The sequence below is a fragment of the Sphaerimonospora sp. CA-214678 genome (assembly GCF_050942215.1).
GTDB lineage: Bacteria > Actinomycetota > Actinomycetes > Streptosporangiales > Streptosporangiaceae > Sphaerimonospora.
In genome coordinates this window covers 425914-448228 of the sequence record NZ_CP192056.1, presented here as the reverse complement: position 1 = coordinate 448228, position 22315 = coordinate 425914, and the positions used below count along the sequence as shown (strand labels likewise).

15 protein-coding genes are annotated in these 22315 nt (G+C 66.1%); 10 read left to right on the top strand and 5 right to left on the bottom strand.

The window, feature by feature from the left end; translation table 11 throughout:
- The first annotated feature begins 43 nt into the window (after positions 1-43).
- The gene (locus tag ACQP1K_RS02005; RefSeq protein ID WP_433499155.1) at positions 44-1450 is read left to right on the top strand and encodes an IS1380 family transposase; all 1407 of its coding nucleotides are present in this window, start codon (positions 44-46) and stop codon (positions 1448-1450) included.
- 491 nt (positions 1451-1941) lie between these two features.
- Here the strand turns inward: ACQP1K_RS02005 and ACQP1K_RS02000 are convergent, their stop codons facing one another.
- Positions 1942-2697 (bottom strand): GntR family transcriptional regulator, encoded by a 756-nt coding sequence (locus ACQP1K_RS02000; protein ID WP_433499154.1) that lies wholly within the window; start codon positions 2695-2697, stop codon positions 1942-1944.
- Between the two features lie 106 nt (positions 2698-2803).
- Between ACQP1K_RS02000 and ACQP1K_RS01995 the strand changes: the two genes are divergently transcribed.
- Together ACQP1K_RS01995 and ACQP1K_RS01990 are read left to right on the top strand one after the other, a co-directional pair.
- Positions 2804-3202 (top strand): hypothetical protein, encoded by a 399-nt coding sequence (locus ACQP1K_RS01995; RefSeq protein ID WP_433499153.1) that lies wholly within the window; start codon positions 2804-2806, stop codon positions 3200-3202.
- Positions 3203-3508, top strand: coding sequence for a hypothetical protein (locus tag ACQP1K_RS01990; RefSeq protein WP_433499152.1), 306 nt, complete (start codon positions 3203-3205; stop codon positions 3506-3508).
- Positions 3509-3584: 76 nt separating this feature from the next.
- Here ACQP1K_RS01990 and ACQP1K_RS01985 read toward each other — a convergent pair whose 3' ends face one another.
- On the bottom strand, positions 3585-6671 hold the full coding sequence (locus tag ACQP1K_RS01985; protein ID WP_433499151.1) for a DUF3427 domain-containing protein: 3087 nt from the start codon (positions 6669-6671) through the stop codon (positions 3585-3587).
- Between the two features lie 1372 nt (positions 6672-8043).
- On the opposite strand from ACQP1K_RS01985, the gene ACQP1K_RS01980 reads away from it, so the two are divergent.
- The 3 genes from ACQP1K_RS01980 (at position 8044) to ACQP1K_RS01970 (ending at position 11517) form a co-directional block, all read left to right on the top strand.
- On the top strand, positions 8044-8853 hold the full coding sequence (locus tag ACQP1K_RS01980) for a DUF6551 family protein (protein ID WP_433499150.1): 810 nt from the start codon (positions 8044-8046) through the stop codon (positions 8851-8853).
- 368 nt (positions 8854-9221) lie between these two features.
- Complete coding sequence (locus tag ACQP1K_RS01975; RefSeq protein ID WP_433499149.1) at positions 9222-9431, top strand: hypothetical protein; 210 nt, start codon at positions 9222-9224, stop codon at positions 9429-9431.
- Positions 9432-9930: 499 nt separating this feature from the next.
- Entirely contained in the window at positions 9931-11517 is a 1587-nt protein-coding gene (locus tag ACQP1K_RS01970) for an ATP-binding protein (RefSeq protein WP_433499148.1), read from the top strand.
- A gap of 795 nt (positions 11518-12312) precedes the next feature.
- On the opposite strand, the gene ACQP1K_RS01965 is transcribed toward ACQP1K_RS01970, so the two are convergent.
- On the bottom strand, positions 12313-13332 hold the full coding sequence (locus tag ACQP1K_RS01965) for a lytic murein transglycosylase (RefSeq protein ID WP_433499147.1): 1020 nt from the start codon (positions 13330-13332) through the stop codon (positions 12313-12315).
- Between the two features lie 115 nt (positions 13333-13447).
- Between ACQP1K_RS01965 and ACQP1K_RS01960 the strand changes: the two genes are divergently transcribed.
- From ACQP1K_RS01960 to ACQP1K_RS01945, 4 genes are all read left to right on the top strand, one after another.
- Positions 13448-14062, top strand: a complete 615-nt coding sequence (locus ACQP1K_RS01960) for a trimeric intracellular cation channel family protein (RefSeq protein ID WP_433499146.1) — start codon at positions 13448-13450, stop codon at positions 14060-14062.
- 86 nt (positions 14063-14148) lie between these two features.
- Positions 14149-14850 carry an HAD family hydrolase gene (locus ACQP1K_RS01955; RefSeq protein ID WP_433499145.1) on the top strand — a complete coding sequence of 234 codons (702 nt, stop codon included), beginning with the start codon at positions 14149-14151 and terminating at the stop codon, positions 14848-14850.
- A gap of 281 nt (positions 14851-15131) precedes the next feature.
- Positions 15132-15731: a GTP cyclohydrolase I FolE gene (folE, locus tag ACQP1K_RS01950; protein WP_433499144.1), complete on the top strand. Its 600-nt coding sequence runs from the start codon at positions 15132-15134 to the stop codon at positions 15729-15731.
- 35 nt (positions 15732-15766) lie between these two features.
- Positions 15767-16990 carry an NAD(P)/FAD-dependent oxidoreductase gene (locus tag ACQP1K_RS01945; protein WP_433499143.1) on the top strand — a complete coding sequence of 408 codons (1224 nt, stop codon included), beginning with the start codon at positions 15767-15769 and terminating at the stop codon, positions 16988-16990.
- 333 nt (positions 16991-17323) lie between these two features.
- Here the strand turns inward: ACQP1K_RS01945 and ACQP1K_RS01940 are convergent, their stop codons facing one another.
- Together ACQP1K_RS01940 and ACQP1K_RS01935 are read right to left on the bottom strand one after the other, a co-directional pair.
- On the bottom strand, positions 17324-17968 hold the full coding sequence (locus ACQP1K_RS01940; protein ID WP_433499142.1) for a response regulator: 645 nt from the start codon (positions 17966-17968) through the stop codon (positions 17324-17326).
- A 3-nt stretch (positions 17969-17971) separates the two neighbouring features.
- A complete protein-coding gene (locus ACQP1K_RS01935; RefSeq protein WP_433499141.1) occupies positions 17972-22180 on the bottom strand; it encodes a HAMP domain-containing protein in 4209 nt (1402 codons plus the stop codon).
- Positions 22181-22315: the final 135 nt, after the last annotated feature.

Below are 22315 nucleotides of genomic sequence, written 5' to 3'. Positions count from 1 at the left end.
TTCTTCAGGCTTCCAACAACCAGATCGAGCGGACACCTCTCACGTGCGATTATTTCACGCCCCCGGCAAGACGCATGCAACCTTCGACGACGAGCACGTGATCGGCTTGGCCGGGCTACTGCCGGCGATGCGGCTGGCCGAGCGATGCGGCCTGGTCGAACTGGTCGACGAGTGCGTGGCGATCGGCGACCAGGACGGGGTGAACGCCCCGATCAAGGTGAGCGCGGTCGTAGCGGGGATGCTGGCCGGGGCCGACAGCATCGACGATCTGGACGTGCTGCGCCACGGCGGGATGGACAAACTTTTCACCGATGTGCGTGCCCCGTCAACGCTCGGGGCGTTCCTGCGGTCGTTCACCTGGGGAAACGTCCGCCAACTGGAGAAAGCCGGCCGCGCTCTGCTGCAACGGCTGGCCGCTCATATGCCGTTGCTGCCCGATGCTGGGGTGGTCGCGTTCTTGGACGTGGACTCGATGCAGCGGCGGACCTACGGGTACGCCAAGCAGGGATCGGGATTCGGCCACACCAAGATCCAGGGGAAGAGTGTGCTGGTCCGCGGGCTGAACGTGCTGCTGGCAACTCTGTCGACGCCGCAGGCCGCCCCGGTGATCGTCTCCTGTCGGCTGCGGGGCGGCAGCGCGAACTCCGCTCGTGGCGCCGAGCCGTACCTGCGCGAGTCGATCGGCGCCGCGCGCACCGTCGGAGCCGGCGACATCCTGGTGGTGCGCGCCGATTCGGCGTTCTACAACGCGGGCGCGATCGCCTCCTGCCGCGACCACCACGCGCATTTCTCGGTGACCGCGAAGATGGACCCGAAGATCAAAGCGGCGATCGCGTCCATCCCCGAGTCCGCTTGGATCCCGATCGCCTATCCCAGGGCGGTCTTCGATGAGCAGGCCGGCGGCTGGGTCTCCGATGCCCAGGTCGCCGAGATCCCGTATACGGCGTTCACCTCTAAGAAGGGCCGGGCGGTGACCGCACGGCTGATCGTGCGCCGAGTCAAACGCCTCAACCTCCAGGCCGATCGGGGTCAAGACGAGCTGTTCGCGACCTGGCGCTATCACCCGATCTTCACCGACAGCCCCTTCGATCTGGTTCAGGCCGAATCCCAGCACCGCGATCACGCGGCCATGGAACAGGTCAATGCTGATCTGATCGATGGGCCGCTGGCGCATCTTCCCTCGGGGATCTTCACAGCGAATGCCGCGTGGCTGACCTTGGCGGTGATTGCCTACAACCTGCTGCGCGCCACCGGCTGCCTGGCCTCGGCGTTCCACGCCAAGGCACGCGGGGCCACACTGCGCCGTCACCTGATCGACGTGCCGGCTCGGATCGCTCGGCACGGCCGCGGCCACATCACCGTGCACCTGCCCGAGCACTGGCGATGGCAGGGCGCCTGGATGAACCTCTTCGAGGCCACCCACCGGCCACCCCCGCAACAGGTGGCCTGACCGCCCGAACCCCGGTCACCGCACCTTTCGACGACCGCGACGGTCACCCGCACCCCCGCGCACCCCCACCCCGACCCGAAGGGCACCCGGACAGGCCGCGACTCGAGCGCGGCGGCCCCGCCACGCCGCAAAACGGGGCCCTTACCTGGCGGAACGGTCCTCGTCGAGGAATAAGACCGGAAAACGATCAACAGAATTCACGTCGTGGATCCAGACTCAGACTGCCGACTGTCCGATCCATAGGTGCTGAGCTGCAGTAAGACGCCCTTGCTCCCACGAATCACCTGATACCCGCACTCTACTTCTGTGGGGTGCGGACCAGAAGCCTTGGTGTCCTTAAAGAACTCTTTGATCTTCGCCATGACGACATTCTGGCCGCACAGGGGCAAACCCGCGAGTGCGGGTTGCGGACCTACAAGTCGTACCAGGCCAGCAGACCTTTTTTCATCTGGCGGACCGAGCGGGCGGCAGGTGATGAAAACCGAGTCAAGCTAGAGGGGGATGTCGTAGTCCAGCACCGCGCGATCGCCCGGGATCACGATCGGGTCTGCGACCTCGACCACGCGTCCGCCAGCGAGCATACGCCGAGTGATCGCGAACACCGGTACGCCCGGACCGATATTAAGCGTCTGCGCTTCCTCCCGTGTCGGCATGCGCGTCGCGACCGACTCGGTGATCTCGTCTACCTCTAACCCGAGTGTGCTCATCTGCGCGATCGTCCCACCTGGCCAGGGCTCGTTGTGCGGGTCCGCGACCGGCGTACCTTCCACGTCAGCGGCCAGCAGGCACGGGCGGGACATCTGCGATGGGATGCCGTTCGCGTAGAACACGAACCGCCGCTCAAGCACCCTTGCTCCTGCTTCTACGCCGAACAGCCCGGCCAGACGCTCGTCCGCCTCAATCCACTGGTAGGCCTTGTCGAGCCGGTACTGCGACCATGTGATCCCCGCATCCTGGGTGAAACTGGTCCGCAGCTCATCCTGCGGGCCGCGGTCAGCCTGGTAGCGCCTTGAACTGATCCGGCGAATCTGCGGCCGGTCTCGGACGATGGTTCCGCCGCGACCTGCGCTGTCGACAAGGCCAGCGTTCTTGAGCAGGGCGATGGCCTGTTGGATGACGATCGCGGAGACCTCGTACTGCTCGGCCAAGTCCTTCTGTCTGGGCAGCCTGTCTCCCGGCCGGTAGCGGCCAGTCAAGATCGCCGTCGCGAGTTCGTCGGCGATGTGCTGGTAGGCGTGCCCCGGCACCGGGCGACCCCTCTCCGTTCTTGGCTGAGTTGATTGACATGCACCATACTCTTTAGCCATTGTCATATATGACAATGGCTTATCGCATGAGGAAAGGTCAAAATAAGTGTTACCGCACGATCCCGGCAATCGGGTGCATCACACCTACGGCTGGCGTGATGAGCAATATCACCTCGTCTCGGACCCTGAACCGCTGGTCGTGTTGATCAGCGACACCGTGAGCAAGGGCACGCCCTATCCCAGCCTCGCCAAGGCGGAGGAGGCGCTGTGGGAAACGGTGGTCACGACGATCCTGGCCGCCCGGACCTACCTGGACCCGTACGCCGCCTGGCCTGGGGTGGAACTCGCGGTGGTCCCGGACCCGCTATCAGGCAAGGCCCATCTCGTCGAACGCGTTCATAGCCGGTGCAGGGCGTGGTGTGTCGATGGACCATCAATCGCGCTGCTGGCGTTCTACGGGCGACTCCGTCTGCTACTCCCGACGGATGAGCGTGAGGTGGCATAGGTGCCCAAGATCCCTGAGTTGGAGATCCCGGAGCCTTACCACGGCATTCACGCCGCCGTCGCGCAGCCCGACGCTGTAACGGTCCGGTGGCTGAAGCCGCAGCACCGCTGCCCTCGAACCAGGGTGAAAGAGCACACCTGCGAGTGCAGGGCGCGCATCTACGAGCTGTGCCAGGCCGGCGCGCTCTTCTTCGTCCGGCGGACCGACCGGACCCCGAAGGGGCAGCGGGTAATGGAAACCGAGTGGTCGCCTTTCGCCCAGATGCGAGAGCTCTGGCACAACATCATTACCGGTCGGGCCGTGTGAGCACGGCCAAGTAACCTCGTCTGGCTCGCTACCACGCAATGCCCCCTCCCGTGGGAAAGCCGAGTCCATCCGGCGGCTATACCGCGATGGCAGCGCGGCGGAACAGGTCGGCGGGCATCTCCTCGTCAAGCTGCCAGGTGATGGCCATGGGACGTTCGCCCTTATGTTCCACGTAGCGGACGGTGCCGTGGAAGACGAACGGCTCGGGATGGCGGTTCTCGTCCTCCTTGCGTTCCCGGGTGAACAGTAGGACACTGCTGCCCTCCCGTTCATGGTTCTGATAGCGCAGCCCGGTCGTCGATCGGGCGCCAGTGCGATGCTGAGACTCCCAGTGGAACCGGTTCGGAGTAAGGGCGAAGTCCCGGTACATGGTTTGCGGTGAGAACTCCTTCTCGTTCTTGTGCAGGGTGACAAAAAGCGCATCGCATAGTGTCGCCGGGCTCCATGCGACACCTTCACGCATGGTCGACGGCACCGATCCGCCCAGGGTCGCCCAGCCCAAGGCGGCGAGAATCTCGTCGGACGAGTAGCGGGCGTTGACCGCAAGCGGCACCTGCCGCAGCGGATCGGGCAGGGGCTTGGCCACATAACGAGGGCGATCGACGCCGTAGGCAAGCACCTGACGAATCTCTTCGGCCAGCATGGACTCGGCACGCAGCAGAGCGAGCCCTTCGTCATAGGAGCGGAACCCGCCGCCATCACGCCAGAACGAGAAGAACAGCATCCGGGCGAAGGCCTGCTCTACGGGAGAGCAGTCGTCGTAGCGGGGTGCATCAGGCTTCAGTAGTCGGGCGTACGCCTCGGCCCGTCGCCGGTCGTCCACGTGGAGCAAGGCGCGCACGCGACGGCCAAGCGCTTCCTCCATCAGGGAGGCGCCTTCGCTGACAAGCCCCGAACGGCGCAGCAGCAAGGTCCAGTAACGCCGGTTGCGGTAGAGGTCGCCGATGTCGCGCCCGGCTGCTTCGAGGTAGTTGGAGAGGGACGTCTCCGCGCAGGAGCGGATCTCCTGGCTGAGTGTGGCGACCGTGGCACTGAGATGGATCTTTAGCTCGGCGAGGAGGCGGTCCTTGGTGACCCGGTCCAAGACGATCTGGCATCCCGACGGCAGCCGTGGGAAGTTGTTCTTCACCTGGCCCTCCAGGCGTCCCCGGGTGAGCCCAGTCAGCGCCTGGAACCGGTTGCCGAACCGGTACTCCTTGCGGTGCTGGCCCACGAAGTCCAGGACCGTCAGCACGTCCTTGTCGGGGGTACGGCGGAGCCCGCGACCAAGCTGCTGGAGGAACACAGTCGCGCTCTCGGTGGGTCGCAGCAGAAGCAGCGTGTTGACGTCAGGGACGTCCAAGCCTTCGTTGAACAGGTCCACCGCGAAGATAACTTTGACCTCGCCGTCGCGCAGAGCTCGCAGCGCGGCCCTGCGGTCGCCGTCGTCGGTGGTCCCATCGACGGCCAGTGACGGCAGCCCGGCCTTGGTGAAGAACTCGGCCATGAAGCGCGCGTGCCGTACCGAAACGCAGAAGCCCAGCCCGCGGACCGCACGCAAATCACTGACCTTGTCTCGCAGCGCGTTGAACACCAGCCGGGCGCGGGCCGTGTCGCCGGTTAGCACGTTGTCGAGCGCGCTGGTGTCGTAGGAGCCCCGAGACCACTTCACCTGGCTGAGGTCGGTCTCATCATTGATCCCGAAATAGTGGAACGGGCAGAGCAAGTCCGCGTCCAACGCATCCCACAGCCTCAGCTCCGAGGCGATGCGCCCGTCGAAGAACTCGTCCTGCACCCAGGTCCCGTCGGCCCGCTCAGGGGTAGCGGTGAGCCCGAGCAGTTCCTTGGGCCTGAGATGATCGATGATCCGCCGGTAAGTGCGCGCCGCAGCGTGATGGAACTCGTCGATGACCACGACGTCGAAGTGGTCGGGATCGAAGGCGTCGATGCCGCAGGACGTGAGCGACTGGACCGAGGCGAACACGTGACGCCAGTGCCTGGACCGCTCCTCGCCGACGTGCAGTTCGCCGAAGTCGGGTGCGGCGAGTACCTGCCGGTAGGTGCGCAGCGCTTGGATAAGGATCTCTCTGCGGTGCGCCACGAACAGGAGGGAGGGCCGATGCCCCAGCCGCCGCTGCAAGTTGCGGTAGTCGAAGGCGGCCACGACCGTTTTCCCGGTTCCGGTTGCGGCCACCAGCAGGTTGCGGTGCCGGTCGTGCACGGTGCGTTCGACATCGAGGTCTTCCAGCATTTCCCGCTGGTGGGGGAAGGGGTGCGGGAGCAGAGCGGGGATGTCGAAGATTCGCTTGCCCGCTTGAGCGTGAGACAGCACCTCCTCGAGCCGGTCGCCGTCAGTCGCCGGGTTGTACGGCTCGAACTCTGGCCGGGCCCAGTAGGAGTCGAAGGTGCCCTCGAACTTGTCCAGCAGCCGTGGCGTTGTCACCGAGGACAGGCGGACGTTCCACTCGAGTCCGTCCAGCAGCGCGGCCCGCGAAAGATTGGAGCTACCGACATAGGCGGTGTCGAAGCCGGTACGACGGCGCAGCAGCCAGGCCTTCGCATGCAGCCGGGTCGAGTTCTGCTCGTAGTTGATCCGAACCTCGGCCCCGAAATCACCCACCAGCCGGTCCAGCGCACGCCGCTCAGTGGCGCCCATGTAGGTCGTGGTGATGACCCGCAGTGGGACGCCCCGGCGCGGCAGTTCGGCGAGTGCCTGTTCCAGGATGCGTAACCCCGACCACTTGACGAACGCGCACAGCAGATCCACCCGGTCAGCACTGGCCAGTTCGGTCGCCAACTCGTGGGCCAGGTTCGGATCCTCCGGGGCGTTGGTGAGCAACGCCGCCTCCGAGAGCGAGGTCAGCGGCCGCGCGGGGGAGGTCGCGCCGGACACGTCTTTGACGACCGACAACAGGCGGCTCGGACCGTCCTCAACGATCTCGGGGTCAGCCAACTGCCGCAGCAACTGGTTGGCCAGCTGAACCTGCTCCTCGGGGCTCTTGAGTGAGGCGAACGCACGGGCGGCCGTTTCGCCGACGAAACGACCTAGTAGGTGGGCAACCTCCGCTTTGTCGACATGGTCGACCTCGACGAGATGGCCCGATTCGCGCCAGGAGTCGCTCAGCTTGGCGAGCTGTCGGGTGAGTAGCGAGTCGTACAGGCCCTGAACCGGTGCGTCGTCCACGGAGAGGTGTCTCCCGTCCATGTCATCCCAGGAGGCAACCTCCTTGATCGCCGGCCAGCGTAACTTCTTTCAGCGGCTCCCGGGAAGATCTGTCGAATTGGAGATCCCCGGAGCGCGAGCAGCTTTCCTGATCCTCATGGGCTACGTCGATCGCGACCTCGGGTGGTCATCGCGCCTGCCCAATCAGTTCAGCCACAGGTGTTCGGCCTCCAGAGCGCATCCACGCAAACTCAGCAATTAACGTCTTGTTCCCCAAGCGGGAGAGGCGGCGGACGAAGTGTCTACGCCATCCGCAAATCGACCTTCGCCCGCCGCCCCCAGTACGAATGGCCCACCCGAGCAGATTCCTCGCCAGGCCGACCCCGAGTAGCAGAACCAGACCCGGCTGTCACATGCGACAGCGTCCTCACCACAGTCGGACAGTCCGGTGCCCACAGATTTCCCGTTATACCTTTGTTACCATCTCTGAACTAAAGTGGATCGACGGGCCTTTCTGTCCGGGCCCCGGAAGGAAATCGGGCGCTGGTGCTGCGCTGGTTCGTCGACATCACCCGGATCTGACAACTCGCCACCCAAAGGCGGGACATCGCCGACAACCGATCCACCTTTAACCAGGTCACCTGCGACTTCCGTGCCGTCGCCGAACACTCGAACTCGTTATTAAATACGATCTCCAAGGTCCTCGCAGCAGGCCGCTCTCGCTGCTAGCGCATCTGTGCCGACCACCAAGGCTGTCCACGTGTTGCTCCGTCTCGAATACGGACCGTCACCCTTGACCAGAGATCCTAAATATGGTTTTCGGTCACCCGGAAGGGGCTCAATACCTGCGACATGCGAAAATAAGCCGACTAGCTGCGATTTCTGACGACTTGGAGTCATGAGGAGCTTTGGCTCTGTTATAGTGCCAAGGCGCCAGGCCTGAGAGGTGTTGAGAACGAACACAGGACGGCCTTACGACTGAGAATCCGTCCTGAGAGGTCATCAGATAATGAACCTCAAGTCCAGGCTTCTGTGGAGCGCTCTCGCTGCGCTCGCTACAGCTGGGGTGAGTACTGCGGTGAACCTCGCTACCGAGTGGAAGCATGACCTGTGGGCATGGGGTGCAGTGTTTGTCCTGGCCATGGTGGCGGCTTGGCTCACTGATATGGCTGGTCAGGCTGGGAAGCACCGGACAACCGGCCACCAAAAGCAGCAGGTTCCGCCGGTCTTGCACTGGGAAGAACGGAACGGAGGTGCCCGAAGGATGGTGTCAACGACGAGCGAAGTGGTCGCGACCGAGTTTCTTAGGCATGCTCCCCCGCCGCTGGCCTCGCCCCCCGGATCCTCCCGGCCACAGCCCTAGCCAACCCTTAGATATGGAGGTCTCGCCCCGATGGCCAAGTCTCGTTTCCAGTACGTACTCCCAGATCACCGCGTTGAGTATGGCGTCGAAGTCGAAATCGACTCGTTGAAGGTTGACGAAGAGGCTCAGCGCGGGCTCAACCTGAAGCGAGCGAAGAGCATCGCTGACGGCCTTATCGTGGACGCTCTCGGCTCGATCGTGGTTTCCGAGCGTCCCGATGGCAATCGATATGTTGTCGATGGCATGCACCGAACCGAGGCCTGCAGGATCAGGGGCCTTCGAACCATCAAGGCAGAAATTCACTATGGCCTCACCCAGCAGCAGGAGGCGACTCTCTTTCTCATCAAGAACCGGGAGTCAGCTAAGGTCAGCACGCTGGACGAGTACAGGGTGGGTCTGACCGCCGGTGACGCTCTCTGCGTGAGCGTCGACCGCGTACTCACAGACCATAACCTTGGCCTGGGTTCGAGCTCAACGAACAGCGTGGGCGCGGTATCGGCCGTCTTGCGCATAACCAAGCAGTACGGGCCAGAGATCCTTGACCGCACTCTGACAGTGGTCGAGGCGGCCTGGGGCAGAGACAAGGAGACCTGGGATGGCGTGATCCTTGGCGGGGTCGCGATGTTCCTCAGTCGCCATGGCGCCAGCGTCGATGACCTCGAACTCGCGAAAAAGATGCTTAAGCGTGGCATGGCGGCGCGCTGGCGCGCTGAAGCTTTAACCCGAGCCTCGAATGGCGGCTACAACAACAGTGGCACCGGGTCTCGAGAGAGCCAGTGCTACCAGATGGTCGTTGAAAGCTGGAACAAGGGGCGTACCGCAGCCAACCGCGTCGGCTGATTCGGCCTGAAAAGCCGGCAGAGCCACATCGGATGAACCAGATTGAAATACCTGGTAGAAGCATTTCAGCCCCGACTTAATCAATATCGTGTCTGTCCCCTCCGCCTGGCGAGTTCGACTGTTAGGGCCAGGCCCCATTTATCGCAGGGCCCGTCTGCAACGATCGGGGAGCGTAGGTGGACGGCGTTCGGACCGAGTGAAACTGGCGTCATCGGGAGATCGCGAGGCGGGGTCGATGACGGGAATCTGGCAGGACACTCCGGATGGGCTGGTCCCACTGCCCACGCAGCCATTCCTCCGAGAGACGGACCTTCACTACAGCATCGAGGGGGCCCACCATGCTGCCGCTACGCGGATAGCCGAGGCTGGTGATCCTGGGCCGCGAGGTTCTCCTTGGCACCGGGTACGCCGATCTGGTCGCGATGGATGCCGACACCGGCCAGCCCGTGGTCATCGAGGCGAAGCTCACGGCCAACGCGGACCGAAGATCGGTCTTCACCCAGGTCCTCGGCTACGCGTCGCCCCTCCTCCGCCTCTCACCCGAGGCACTCGAGGAACTCATCCGCCCGCACCTGTAAAAGCGGGAGAGCTCCTCGACAGCGGAGGCGGTCGGGGTGGAGATCGCCGACGGCTCGGTAGACCTTGATGTTTTCCGTGGTCGAATGACACCGGCCTCCGGACATCCCGGGCCCCCGCCCGGCACGACCCCCTCCGCGGGCAGCGCCCGCTCATCGGGTCGGCTGCGACGTTCCGGCAGCTCGCTCCCGGCGCAGTGATCCCTCATCGTCCCCAACGTAGGCCCAGCGAGGACCTTTCACGCCGTTTTCCCACCGTACGACGGGAGATGCGGTGCACCACGAGCCGAAGTCCCCGGCGAGAGCGATGGTCCGGTCACCCGAGAACTTGTCCACCCAGCGGTAAGCGGCAAGGGCCCCGAAGATGAGGGAAGCGTAGTTGGGTGATCGTCCGCATACAAGGCGTGAGATATGCCATAATTCTTTTCGCTGGAGAGCAGGAGGAACAAGTTTGTCATATCCGTGCTTCCATCCCGAGCGTCGGGGGGATGTGCCCAAGCAGATGAGCCTGACGGAGTTCCGCGCCGCCTTCCCCGGCGAAGGGCAACATGTCGAGTTCAAGCAGGGCCTTCCCGAGGAGAAGATCCAGGAAGCGGTTGTGGCCTTCTCCAACAGTGACGGCGGTGTGCTCCTCATCGGGGTGGGCCCAGATGGGAACCTACACGGCCGCCGTCTCGATGGTGAGGCCACCGCCCGTCTGCATCGCGCTCTGACCAGGGCGCGTGACCCTGGGCGTTATGAGATCTTTGAGCTTCTGGTGGAAGAGACCCCACTCACCGTCGTCGCCGTGGCCAGGAGGCGGGAGGGCTTCAGCCAGACCGCCAACGGCCGGGTCCTGGTGCGCAAAGCAGCGATGAACGAGCCCTTGATGGGCTTCGATCTCAGCGACTTCATCACCAGGCGGGCCCTGGTGCGGTTCGAGATCACCGAGTCTGGTGCGGTGTGGCAAGACGTCGATGACACCTGCCGCAGATCCGTCGCCGAGATGTGGAACTGGCCGGATGACGAGAACCTTATCGATCGGCTCAGCGAGAAGGGTCTCATCCGCAAGCGGCGTTCGGAGCCGGCCGTCACCGTGGCTGGTGCACTGTATCTCCTTGCCGAACCACAGCGGGTGCTCGGCAAGTCCTACGTAGAGATCTTCCGGTACGGGGACTCCGGCAACGCCTACGACAAGCGCTCGGAGGTCACCGGCCCGCTGCCACACCAGGTGGAGGAGACAACCCGACTTGTAGTGGACGAACTCGGTTCGGACCTGGTCATCGTCGGCCTGAAACGAGTGGAGCTGCCCCGGATTCCGGTAGAAGTGTTGCGTGAGGCGATAGCCAACGCCGTCGTACACCGCACCTATGAGAACCACCGCAGCCCCGTCCGGCTGGAAATCCGGCCGGACGCGATCAAGGTCATATCGCCGGGACCCCTACCAGAACCCGTGACCGTGCAGAACCTACGGGAACAGAACGCGCCTCGCAATATGACCGTTATCTCCACCCTGCGCCGCTACCGGCTTGCCGAAGATGCCGGGCGGGGGATCGACGTCATGCAAGACTCCATGGAGGCGCATCTGCTGGATCCGCCGCACTTCATCGACGACGGCACCTCCGTCATCGTGGTACTGCCGCGTACCAGCACTGTTACCCCAGAGGAACGAGCCTGGGTGCAGGAGATCGAGAGCAGAGGGGACATCCGCGGTTCAGACCGCATTGTGCTGGTCCACGCGATGCGCGGTGCCGTGCTCACCAACCGGAGCGTCCGCGACCTTCTACAGGTCGACAGCGTGGATGCGCGAAACTGCCTGCAGAGGCTCAGAGACGCGGGACTGCTCGTGCAGAGCGGTGAACGGGGAGGTGCACAGTACGCCCTCGCACCGCAGCCGGCCATGATGCTCGGACGTCATGTCGAGCCTGCGGAATTCCCCCAGCTAGTTCTTCAGCTCGCCGCTGAGGGCCCGGTGACCAATCGTCAGGTCCGCGAACACACCGGGCTAGACCGCGCTCAGGTCACCTCCCTGTTGAACAGAATGGTCCAATCGGGCACCCTGCTCCGCCGGGGCGAACGCAAAGGCGTCCACTACATCCTGCCTTCGTGACGCACCGGACCTGACGATGTACGGAGGGCCGGGCACCACCTTTTCCGCTCCATACGGGGGCTGCGGCAGGTTGAGCGGGGTGGCTTCACCGGGGTACCAGGCGGCTTGCGGCGTCAGCCTCGGGGTGCCGACCGGAGGACGCAGGCCGACGCGGAACACCTGGTGCGGCTCGGCGTTCCCACATACGGGTTCCGGCGGTCACCCACGAATTGGCCGGCCCTGTTGTCCACCGAGACCAGCAGACAGCGGCCGGACCGGTCGAGAGTGAACACTGTGATGTTTCCGCAGCCTGCGGCGAAAGGCCGAGCCGATCGGCTGCTTCCTCGGCGGATCGACGACCACGATCTGCTGATCCCACATCTGTTCCACACTGACATGGGACACGACCATCCTGGTCTCCCCCGGCACGGTAAGCGCGGTCCCGTCCTCGGGGACACCCATGGTCAGGAGCGTCCCGGCGGCCGACAGGTCACTACCGGGCGGCGAACGTCCAAAGCGGCGAGCCGGGGTGAGCCGGCCTTGGCGAGGGCCCCGGAACACCAGTGTGTTCAGGTCCCGCCAGTGCAGACCGAGTTCCCCGTCCGGAAACGCGCCGAAGCCCTGGCCGTCCGCAGCCGACCATTCCCGGTGATCGTCGACCAGCCCGACGAACGTCCTATCGATCTCAAGAGAATCGTCCCGCTTCCCCACGGCACGCGAGTAGGCGATGCGGCCCTGCGGCGAGACGGCCAGGTCTTTGATTCGCTCAGGCCGGTGCGGCGAGGATGACCGCTACCGCCGTCGGCATTCAGAGCGTCAGGGGCCGGTCAGGCGGCGCTCGCCGCGGGTGGTGATCACGTAGACCTGCCAGTTGTAGTAGGCGTAGTAGTTCCGTACGTCCCGCTTCATCTGACGGGCGTGCAGCAGGACCGCGTCAACATACGCATTGGAGTGGTTGTAGGCGTACAACGCGCGCCGGTAGTCACCCGGCGCCCCCGAGGCGTGCAGGTAGTTGGCCGCGGCGAGCAGCGCGTCCCGGGTGTCGTGGACGTCGCCGCCCATTCCGTACGCCTTCCAGGTGCCCGGCATGAACTGCATCGGCCCCTCGGCACCCGTGTAACTCGGCGACCGCACCCGGCCGAACTTGGTCTCGACGAGCATCACCGCCGCCAGGACCTCCCACTCCACGCCGAACCGGCGCTCGGCCCGCCGGAAATGCTTGAGCAGCGCATCGGCCGGTTCCGGGGGCTCGACGCGGAACTTCGCCGTCCCGCTGACGGGGTGGGCCAGGGAGAGCAGGTTCCGTACGGCCGTCACGTTGTCCCGGGCCCGCCCGGCCAGGTCCTTGGACAGTTCGCCGTACGTCCGGGACGCGATCTTCGGGTTGCCGGCCAGATACCGGTAGACGCGCTGCTCGTACAGGGCGGGCAGGATCACCGACTCGGGGGCCTTCCCCTTGGCGGGGCCGCCCGTACGGACCCAGTCGTCGATGCCGTCGCGCAACAACGCGACCGTACGGCTCAGGGCGTCGGCCAGCCGCGCCGGGTCCTTGGGGATCGCCGCGTCCGGCGCGGGCAGATCGACGGCCGAGGGCGACTGCGACTGCGACTGCGACTGCGACTGCGACTGCGACGGAGGTTCGGACGTCGGCCGTACGGACGCCGTCTGCCGCGTCGCGCTCCCAGTGACCGACGCGGCATCCCCCTGTCCCACGGCACAGCCGGAGATCGGCACGAACAGGCCGGCGAGCACACCGGCGAGCAGCCTACGGCTCCACGGGGGCCGGCGTCCCTCCCGCCCATCGGGCCGAAGCCTCCGTCCGGGCCGCCCGTTCACCGCACAGTGATCCTTCACCCTCCCCAACGTATGCCCATCGGGGGATCCTCACCCGTTCTTATCGACCACCGACCACTCTCGCGGCTTATGAGGGTTTTTGGGAGACTGGGCAGCCATGTTCCCCCTGCTCGACCTCGCCGGAATCTTCGTCTTCGCCCTGTCCGGCGCGCTGCAGGGCGTACGCAAACGGCTCGACGTGATCGGCATGGCGGTGCTCGCGTTCTTCACCGCCGTCGGCGGCGGCATCATGCGCGACCTGTTCATCGGTGTGCAGCCCGCCGCGTTCCGGGATGCGGGATATCTCCTCGTGCCGATCGCGGCCACCGTCATCGCCTTCTTCTGGCATCCGCAGGTCGAGCGGGCCATGCCCGGCGTGCTCGTCTTCGACGCGGCGGGTCTCGGCCTGTTCTGCGCTATCGGCACCGGCAAGGCGCTGCACTACGGCCTCGCCCCGCTGCACGCCGTGTTCCTCGGGGTCTGTACGGCGGTCGGCGGCGGCGTCATCCGAGACGTCCTGTCCGGCGAGCGGCCGACCCTGCTCTATGACCGGCAGCTCTACGCCGTGCCGGCGATGCTCGGCTCGACGGCGATGGCCGTGCTGTACGCGCTGGACGTGCGGGGGTTCGCCGCCACCCTGTCGGCGGCCGTGCTCGCCTTCGCCTTCCGCATTCTCGCCATGCGGTACGGCTGGCGCGCACCCCTGGCCAGGGGCGTCAGCAGGCCGGGATGAGCGAGCACTCCCCCGGCGGCCTACCAGGGATCGTGCCGGCCGATGGCCGCCCGGCCAGGGCATGCCACAATCGTTAGGCTCGAACGGTGAGCGCTGGCAAGACACTGGTCCTCTGGGACATCGACCACACTTTGATCACCACGGGCGGCCTGAGCCGGGACATCTACGCCGACGCCTTCCGGGCCGTGACCGGCCAGACACTGCGGCAGGTCGCGAACATGGCGGGCCGTACGGAGCGGGCGATCGCGACCGACACCCTCCGCCTGCACCACATCGAGGTCTCCGACCAACTGCTCACCACGCTCGGCCTCGCGCTGGCCGAGGCGTTCCTGACGTACGAGACGGCGCTCAAGGAGCACGGCAGGGCGCTGGACGGCGCGCGCGAGGTGCTGGCCGCCCTCGCAGACCGTACGGACGTCGTCCAATCCGTGCTCACCGGCAACATGGAGTCGATCGCGATCGGCAAGCTCAAGGCCTTCGGACTCGATCACTTCGTGGACTTCGAGGTCGGCGCGTACGGCATGGACCACGAGGAACGCCCAGAACTGGTCCGCCCGGCCCAGGAGCGGGCCGCCCGCAAGTATGGCCAGGCCTTCACCGCCGGCAACACCGTGCTCATCGGCGACACCCCCAACGACGTCCTGGCCGGGCATCTGGGCGGCGCCCGGGTGATCGCCGTCGCCACCGGGACCTACGACGCGGCCGCCCTCCGCGAGGCGGGGGCCGAGATCGTCCTCACCGACCTCGGCGACACCCCGGCCGTCGTCGGCGCCGTCCTCGGCCGTTGATCGCACGCTCTACACACCACCCGGCGCTACACCCCGGCGTGCGAGGGTTCGTCGCCGCCGTCTCCTTCACCGTGCTCGCATCCGGCACGGGCGAGGTCTTGACCCACAGAGGGAATAAGACCAAAATTTGTTGGTGTTATTGAACGGATGTGGAGGTCGGCGGTGATCGGCGAACAATGCCCGGCGAAACACCCGGTACCGGCCTTCTCCCCCACCCCTGAAGGAGAGCTGATCATGGGTATCGCGGTACCGGTCACGCACGGCGTAGAGGCCGGCTGACCATGCACTCCAGCACCGCCCTGCGCGTCATCGACGATTCCGACCGCGACGTGGACCTGATCGCCGCCGAGCGGGCCGCACGCGAGTTCCTACATGCCCTCGGGATCTCCACCGACTCCGAGAGCCTGCGGAGGACTCCGGCGCGGATGGCTCAGGCGTACGCCGAGTTGTTCACCGCAAGCCCGTTCGACCTGACCACCTTCCCCAACGACGAGGGCTATGACGAGCTCGTGCTGGCCCGTGAGATCCCGGTCCGCTCGGTCTGCGAGCATCACCTGCTGCCCTTCGCCGGGGTGGCACACGTCGGCTACCTGCCCGGCGACCGCATCATCGGGCTGTCCAAACTCGCGCGCATCGTCGAGCATTTCGCCCGCCGGCCGCAGGTGCAGGAGCGGCTGACCAAACAGGTGGCCGACTGGCTCGCCGATCGCTTACACCCCAAGGGGGTCGGTGTCGTGATCGAGGCCGAGCACACCTGCATGACCCTGCGCGGGGTTCAGGCGATCGGCTCGAACACGGTCACCTCGACGCTGCTGGGCACCCTGCGCACCGATGCCCGATCTCGTCAGGAGTTCTTCGCTCTCACCGGCGCCCACGCCTAGACCACTCGATCACGCCTACTGGAAGACAGGAGATCATGGCCGTTGCACAGCGGAAATTCGTGATCATAGGGGGCGGCCTGGCCGGTGCCAAGGCCGCGGAAGCCCTGCGCGAGCAGGGGTTCGACGGGCGGATCACACTGATCGGCGGCGAACCGCACCGCCCCTACGAGCGGCCCGCGCTCTCCAAGGATTACCTGACCGGCAAAGCCGACCGGGACAGCCTATTCGTCCACCCGGAAGGCTGGTACGCCGACCACGACGTCGAGCTGCTACTCGGCGTCGCCGCAACCGGCCTCGACCGCAGGAGTCACCGCGTCGAGTTGGCCGACGGCAGTGCGCTTGACTACGACAAGTTGCTGCTGGCGACCGGAGCCGCCCCCCGGACACTGCGGATTCCCGGTGCCGACGCCCCCGTCGTGCGCTACCTGCGCCGGATCGAGGACTCGGAATCGCTCAAAGACGTGCTGAGCGGCGCGTCCCGACTGGCCGTGATCGGGGCCGGTTGGATCGGGCTGGAGGTGACAGCCGCCGCCCGGCAGGCCGGGGTCGCCGTCACGGTCCTGGAGGCGGCACGGCTGCCGCTACTGCGCGTGCTGGGACCCGAGGTCGCCGCGATCTTCTCCACCCTGCACCACGACCACGGGGTCGACCTCCGGTTCGGCGTCACCGTCCGCGAGATCACCTCCGCCGGGGTACGGCTGGGCGACGGCGACGAAATCGCCGCCGACGCCGTCCTCGTCGGCATCGGCGCCGTCCCCGACGTACGGCTCGCGCAGCAGGCCGGGCTGCACGTGGACAACGGGATCGTGGTGGACGCTAGCCTGCGCACCAGCGATCCCGACATCGTCGCCGTCGGGGATGTCGCCAACGCCTTCCACCCCCTGCTGAACGAGCGCATACGGGTCGAGCACTGGGCCAACGCACGTAAACAGCCCACTGTCGCCGCCACCACCATGCTGGGCAGGCACGCCGCCTACGAGGAACTGCCCTACTTCTATACGGATCAGTATGACCTCGGCATGGAGTACGTCGGCTTCGTCAAGCCCAACGGCTACGATCAGGTCGTCTTCCGGGGCGACGTCGCCGCACGCGAGTTCATCGCCTTCTGGCTCAAGGGCGATCGCGTGCTGGCCGGCATGAACGTCAACATCTGGGACGTCAACGGGCCGATCAAAGAGTTGATCAGGACAGGAAGATCGGTCGATCCGCGGGCACTGGCCGATCCCGGCCAGCCGCTGAGCCTACTCGCCGCCCCGTAACCCGTGAGGTGCGTACGGCATCGCGTCCGCGGTGGCCGGTGGAACGCAGGGGCGGCCACCGCTCAACGAGGACGTGTGCGAGCTCGGCCTGGATCTTGAGCCGAACGATGAGCGTGCGTGGTCGGCCGCGGCGAGCAGAGCATCGCGGGTGTCGTTGACGTCATCGCCCATGCCGTACGCCCTCCAGGCGCACCAAGCGGAACGAGGAGAGGCGGAACGAGCGGAGCGAGGAGAAGTCGGAACGAGCGGAGCGAGGCCGAGGACGCGGTGCGGGCAGGCCGACGAGGCGCCGGCACACCGGCCCTGAGCTTCGCCTGCCGCTGGGTGACGGCACTACTGGAGGGCGTCGAGGCCCGACCGTAGGTGAGAGATCCGTACGCCGAGCTCGTTGACCGCTCCGTTCAGCATGCTGTCCGCCGACTTGTCCGCGAGCTCGCGGACCCGCTTGAACTCGTCTTCGATGGCGGCGATCCGGTTGGACAGCTCGGCCAGCAGGGACACCTGCCCGGCGCCTCCTTTCGACGGGACGCCGTCCGACACCTCGCCCGCGAGCCGCTCGCGTAGCAGCGCCGACTGCTCGGCGAGCCGCTGGTTCATCGTGTAGAGCTGCACGAACACGGCGACCTTGGCGCGCAGCACCCACGGATCGAACGGCTTGGTGAGGTAGTCGACGGCGCCGGCGGCGTACCCCCGGAAGGCGTAGTCGGGAGCGCTGTCCACCACGGTCAGGAAGATGATCGGGATGTTGCGGGTCCGCTCCCGCCGCTTGATGTGCGCGGCGGTCTCGAAACCGTCCATCCCGGGCATCCGCACGTCGAGGAGGATGAGTGCGAAATCGGACGATAGCAGGGCCTTGAGTGCCTCTTCGCCAGACCGGGCCCGTACGGGGACCACGTCCAGTGAGCTGAGGATCGCCTCAAGCGCGATCAGATTCTCTTCGCGGTCGTCGACGAGGAGGACCCTTACGCGTTCAGCCATCGATCACGCCCCTTCGTTGGTGTCACGAGGCTCTGTGTTCGATGACGACCGTATCCGTTCCGCCGCTTCGGCGCGTCCGCGCGTCAACCAACCACGGAGTCGTTCCAGGAGCCGGTCGACGTCGACCGGCTTGGGCACGTAGTCGGACGCTCCGGAGGCGATGCTCTTCTCCCGGTCTCCGTGCATCACCTTCGCGGTCAGCGCGATGATCGGGAGGTCGGCGAACTGGGGCATCCGCCGGATCGCCGAGGTGGTGGCCCAGCCGTCCATCTCCGGCATCATGATGTCCATCAGAACGAGCGCGACGTCCTCGTTGCGCTCCAGCTGCTCGATGCCCTCGCGGCCGTTCTCGGCATAGACCACGGTCGCGCCGTGCCGTTCGAGCACGCTGGTGAGCGCGAAAACGTTGCGGATGTCGTCGTCCACGATGAGGATCTTGCTACCGGTGAGCGGGTCGTCCCCCTGCCAGTCCTGCCCGTCCATCACGGGGACGATCTGGGACGCCGACGTGTCCGTGGGCATCGGGAGCTCCGGGCGGACCTCCTCCGCCTCGAGGACGGGCATCGAGATGCGCGGGTCGGCGGCCTTCCCTCCGGTGATGGCCCCGCCGTCGGGTGACGCCAGCGGCCCCGAGTAGAGCATCGGCAGGTAGAGGGTGAACGTGCTGCCCATCCCCGGTGTGCTGTTCACGTGGATCTCCCCGCCGAGCAGGCGGGCGATCTCACGGCAGATCGACAGGCCGAGGCCGGTTCCACCGTACTTGCGGCTCGTGGTGCCGTCGGCCTGCCGGAACGCCTCGAAGATGACCTCCAGCTTGTCCGGGGCGATGCCGATGCCGGTGTCCACGACCTTGAACGCGACGACGCCGTCCAGCCCCCGGAGCGTCTCGTCGCTGTACGAAACGTTCCGCGGCGCCGGGATGACCTCCAGCCGCACCTCTCCCTTGGGGGTGAACTTGACGGCGTTGGAAAGCAGGTTGCGCAGCACCTGCTGCAGGCGCTGCTCGTCGGTGTGCAGATCGTTCGGTACGGCGGGGTCCACCATGATGGCGAACGACAGTCCCTTGTCCTGGGCGAGGGGCGCGAAGGTGGCCTCCACGTAGTCGACCAGCTTGGCCAGCGAGAGCTGCTGCGGGTCGATGTCCATCCGCCCCGCCTCCACCTTCGACAGGTCGAGGATGTCGTTGATGAGCTGGAGCAGTGCGGAGCCCGCGTCGTGGATGGTCCGGGCGAACTCGACCTGCTGCGCGGTCAGGTTGCCCTCGGTGTTCTCGGCCAGCAGCTTGGCGAGCACGAGCAGGCTGTTCAGCGGGGTGCGCAGCTCGTGGGACATGTTGGCGAGGAACTCGGTCTTGTACCGGGAGGAGACCGCGAGCTGCTCGGCCCGTTCCTCGAGTGTCCGCCTGGCCTGCTCGATCTGGAAGTTCTGGATCTCGATGGCCCGGTTCTGCTTGGCCAGCAGCGCCGCCTTGTCCTCCAGCTCGGCGTTGGACCTGCGCAGCTCCTCCTGCTGGCGCTGCAGCTCGTCGGAGCGCTCCTGCAGTTCGTGGGCGAGCCGCTGCGACTCCTTGAGCAGGTCCTCGGTGCGGGAGTTGGCCATGATCGTGTTGATCGTGACGCCGATGGTCTCCACGAGTTGGGCGAGGAAATCGAGGTGAACCTCGCTGAAGTGGGTGAAGGAGGCCATCTCCAGCACGCCGAGGACCTGGTTCTCGAACAGGATCGGCAGGACCACGATCTGCGCCGGCTGCGACCTGCTGAGACCGGTCTCGATGGTGATGTTCTCGCTGGGGATGTTCTCCAGGATGATCGGGTGGCCTCCCGTCGCGGCCTGACCGACGATGCCCTCGCCGAGCGCGAAGCGCTGCCGGGGGCTCGATCCGGGCTGTATGCCGTACCCGGCGATCAGGTTGAGCTGCCCGTCGGTCACCAGGTACGCCGCGCCGTGGCTGGCGGAGACGAGCGGGGTGAGCTCGGTCATGATCAGCCTCGCGACCTCGAACAGGTCGCGGTGGCCCTGCATGAGCCGGGAGATCCTGGCCAGGTTGGACTTGAGCCAGTCCTGCTCTTCGTTGGCCTTGGTGGTGGCCCGCAGGTTGGCCACCATCGTGTTGATGTTGTCCTTGAGGTCGGCGAGCTCGCCCTCGGCCTCCGCGGTGATCGATTGGGTGAGGTCGCCGCGGGCGACGGCGCTGGTCACGGCGGCGATGGCACGCACCTGTGTGGTGAGGCGGGCGGCCAGCTCGTTCACGCTCTCTGTGAGGCCCTTCCAGATGCCCTCGACGCCCTCGACCTGGGCCTGGCCGCCGAGACGGCCCTCGGAGCCGACCTCCTGGGCGACCCTGGTGACCTCGTCGGCGAACGAGGAGAGCTGGTCGACCATCCGGTTGATCGTGGTCTTCAGCGCGAGGATCTCGCCCTGGGCGTCGACGTCGATCTTGAGGGTGAGGTCGCCCTTCGCGACGGCCGTGGTCACCTCGGCGATGTCGCGCACCTGGTAGGTGAGGTTGTTCGCCATCGAGTTGACGTTGTCGGTGAGGTCCTTCCAGACACCGGAGACGCCGCGGACGCGGGCCTGGCCGCCGAGACGGCCCTCCGTACCGACCTCGCGGGCGACCCTGGTCACCTCGTCGGCGAAGGCGGACAGCTGGTCCACCATCGTGTTCATCGTGTCTTTGAGCTGGAGGATCTCGCCCTGGGCGTCGACCGTGATCTTCTTGGTGAGGTTGCCCTGGGCGACGGCGGTGGAGACGGCCGCGATCTGGCGCACCTGCGAGGTCAGGTTGTTCGCCATGAAGTTGACGTTGTCGGTGAGGTCCTTCCAGACACCGGAGACGCCGCGCACCTGGGCCTGGCCGCCGAGACGGCCCTCCGTACCGACCTCGCGGGCCACCCTGGTCACCTCGTCGGCGAACGAGGAGAGCTGGTCCACCATCGTGTTCATGGTGCTCTTCAGCTCCAGGATCTCGCCCTGGGCGTCGACGTCGATCTTCCGGGTCAGGTCGCCGTTCGCGACGGCCGTGGTGACCTGGGCGATGTTACGCACCTGGTAGGTGAGGTTGTTCGCCATCGAGTTGACGTTGTCGGTGAGGTCCTTCCAGACACCGGAGACGCCGCGCACCTCGGCGCGCCCGCCGAGACGGCCCTCCGTACCGACCTCCCGGGCCACCCTGGTCACCTCGTCGGCGAAGGCGGACAGCTGGTCCACCATCGTGTTCAGGGTCTCCTTGAGCTCCAGGATCTCACCCTGGGCGTCGACCGTGATCTTCTTGGTGAGGTTGCCCTGGGCGACGGCGGTGGAGACGGCCGCGATCTGGCGCACCTGAGAGGTCAGGTTGTTCGCCATCGAGTTGACGTTGTCGGTGAGGTCCTTCCAGACACCGGAGACGCCGCGCACCTGGGCCTGGCCGCCGAGCTGACCCTCGGTGCCGACCTCGCGGGCCACCCTGGTGACCTCCTCGGCGAACGCCGAGAGCTGATCCACCATGGTGTTCACGGTGTTCTTCAGCTCCAGCATCTCGCCGACCGCGTCGACCGTCACCTTGCGACTGAGATCGCCGTTGGCGACGGCCGTGGTCACCTCGGCGATGTCGCGCACCTGGGCGGAGACGCGGGTGGACATCGTGTTCACCGACTCGGTGAGGTCCCGCCAGCTGCCGGACATGCCCTTCAGATTGGCGCGGCCGCCGAGCTTGCCCTCCGTGCCCAGGTCCTTGGCCACGCGGGTCACCTCGGAGGTGAACAGCGAGAGCTGGTCCACCATGCCGTTGATGGCCTTGCCGAGCCGCCGCACCTCCCCGCGCGAGCTGCGGTTCAGGTCGATCTTGCGGGACAGGTCTCCCTTGGCCACCGCGTCGATGACGTCGGCCGCGCCGCTGACGGGGGTGACGAGCGCGTCGATCAGGTCGTTGACGGACTCCACGCTCTCGGACCACACTCCCACGCCGGGCCCGGGGCTGAGCCGCTCGTTGAACCGGCCCTCCTTGACCACCTCCCGGCGGACCCGGGTCAGCTCGTTGGCCAGGTGCTCACGCCGGTCGGCCACCTCGTTGAGCAACATCCGGATCTCGCTCAGCATCCCGGGCGGGGCGTGCGGCACACGTCGACGGAAATTGCCGTCCCGCCACATGATGAGCGTTTCCAGGAACGGCCTGAGATCGGATTCGGTGTAACTCCGCTCCGGCCCGGCCACCTCGACGTTGGCGGACGACATCTAGCCTCCTTCCCCCGCGGGGGTTCCGCGACCAAGACCACGATGTACGGCGACCAAGACGTCCAGCCATCCAGCCGCGAACTCCATGTCAGTCTGTCACGTTCCGTCGAATGCGACGTCCTCTTGTTTACTCCC

What these genes read in the sequence shown, in the direction of transcription:
- ACQP1K_RS01980 (WP_433499150.1), top strand. Translation starts at nt 8,044, where the DNA reads ATGGCCAAGTCTCGTTTCCAGTACGTACTCCCAGATCACCGCGTTGAG.
- ACQP1K_RS01970 (WP_433499148.1), top strand. Translation starts at nt 9,931, where the DNA reads ATGAGCCTGACGGAGTTCCGCGCCGCCTTCCCCGGCGAAGGGCAACAT.
- ACQP1K_RS01960 (WP_433499146.1), top strand. Translation starts at nt 13,448, where the DNA reads ATGTTCCCCCTGCTCGACCTCGCCGGAATCTTCGTCTTCGCCCTGTCC.
- folE (WP_433499144.1), top strand. Translation starts at nt 15,132, where the DNA reads ATGCACTCCAGCACCGCCCTGCGCGTCATCGACGATTCCGACCGCGAC.
- ACQP1K_RS01945 (WP_433499143.1), top strand. Translation starts at nt 15,767, where the DNA reads ATGGCCGTTGCACAGCGGAAATTCGTGATCATAGGGGGCGGCCTGGCC.
- ACQP1K_RS01940 (WP_433499142.1), bottom strand. Translation starts at nt 17,968, where the DNA reads ATGGCTGAACGCGTAAGGGTCCTCCTCGTCGACGACCGCGAAGAGAAT.
- ACQP1K_RS01935 (WP_433499141.1), bottom strand. Translation starts at nt 22,180, where the DNA reads ATGTCGTCCGCCAACGTCGAGGTGGCCGGGCCGGAGCGGAGTTACACC.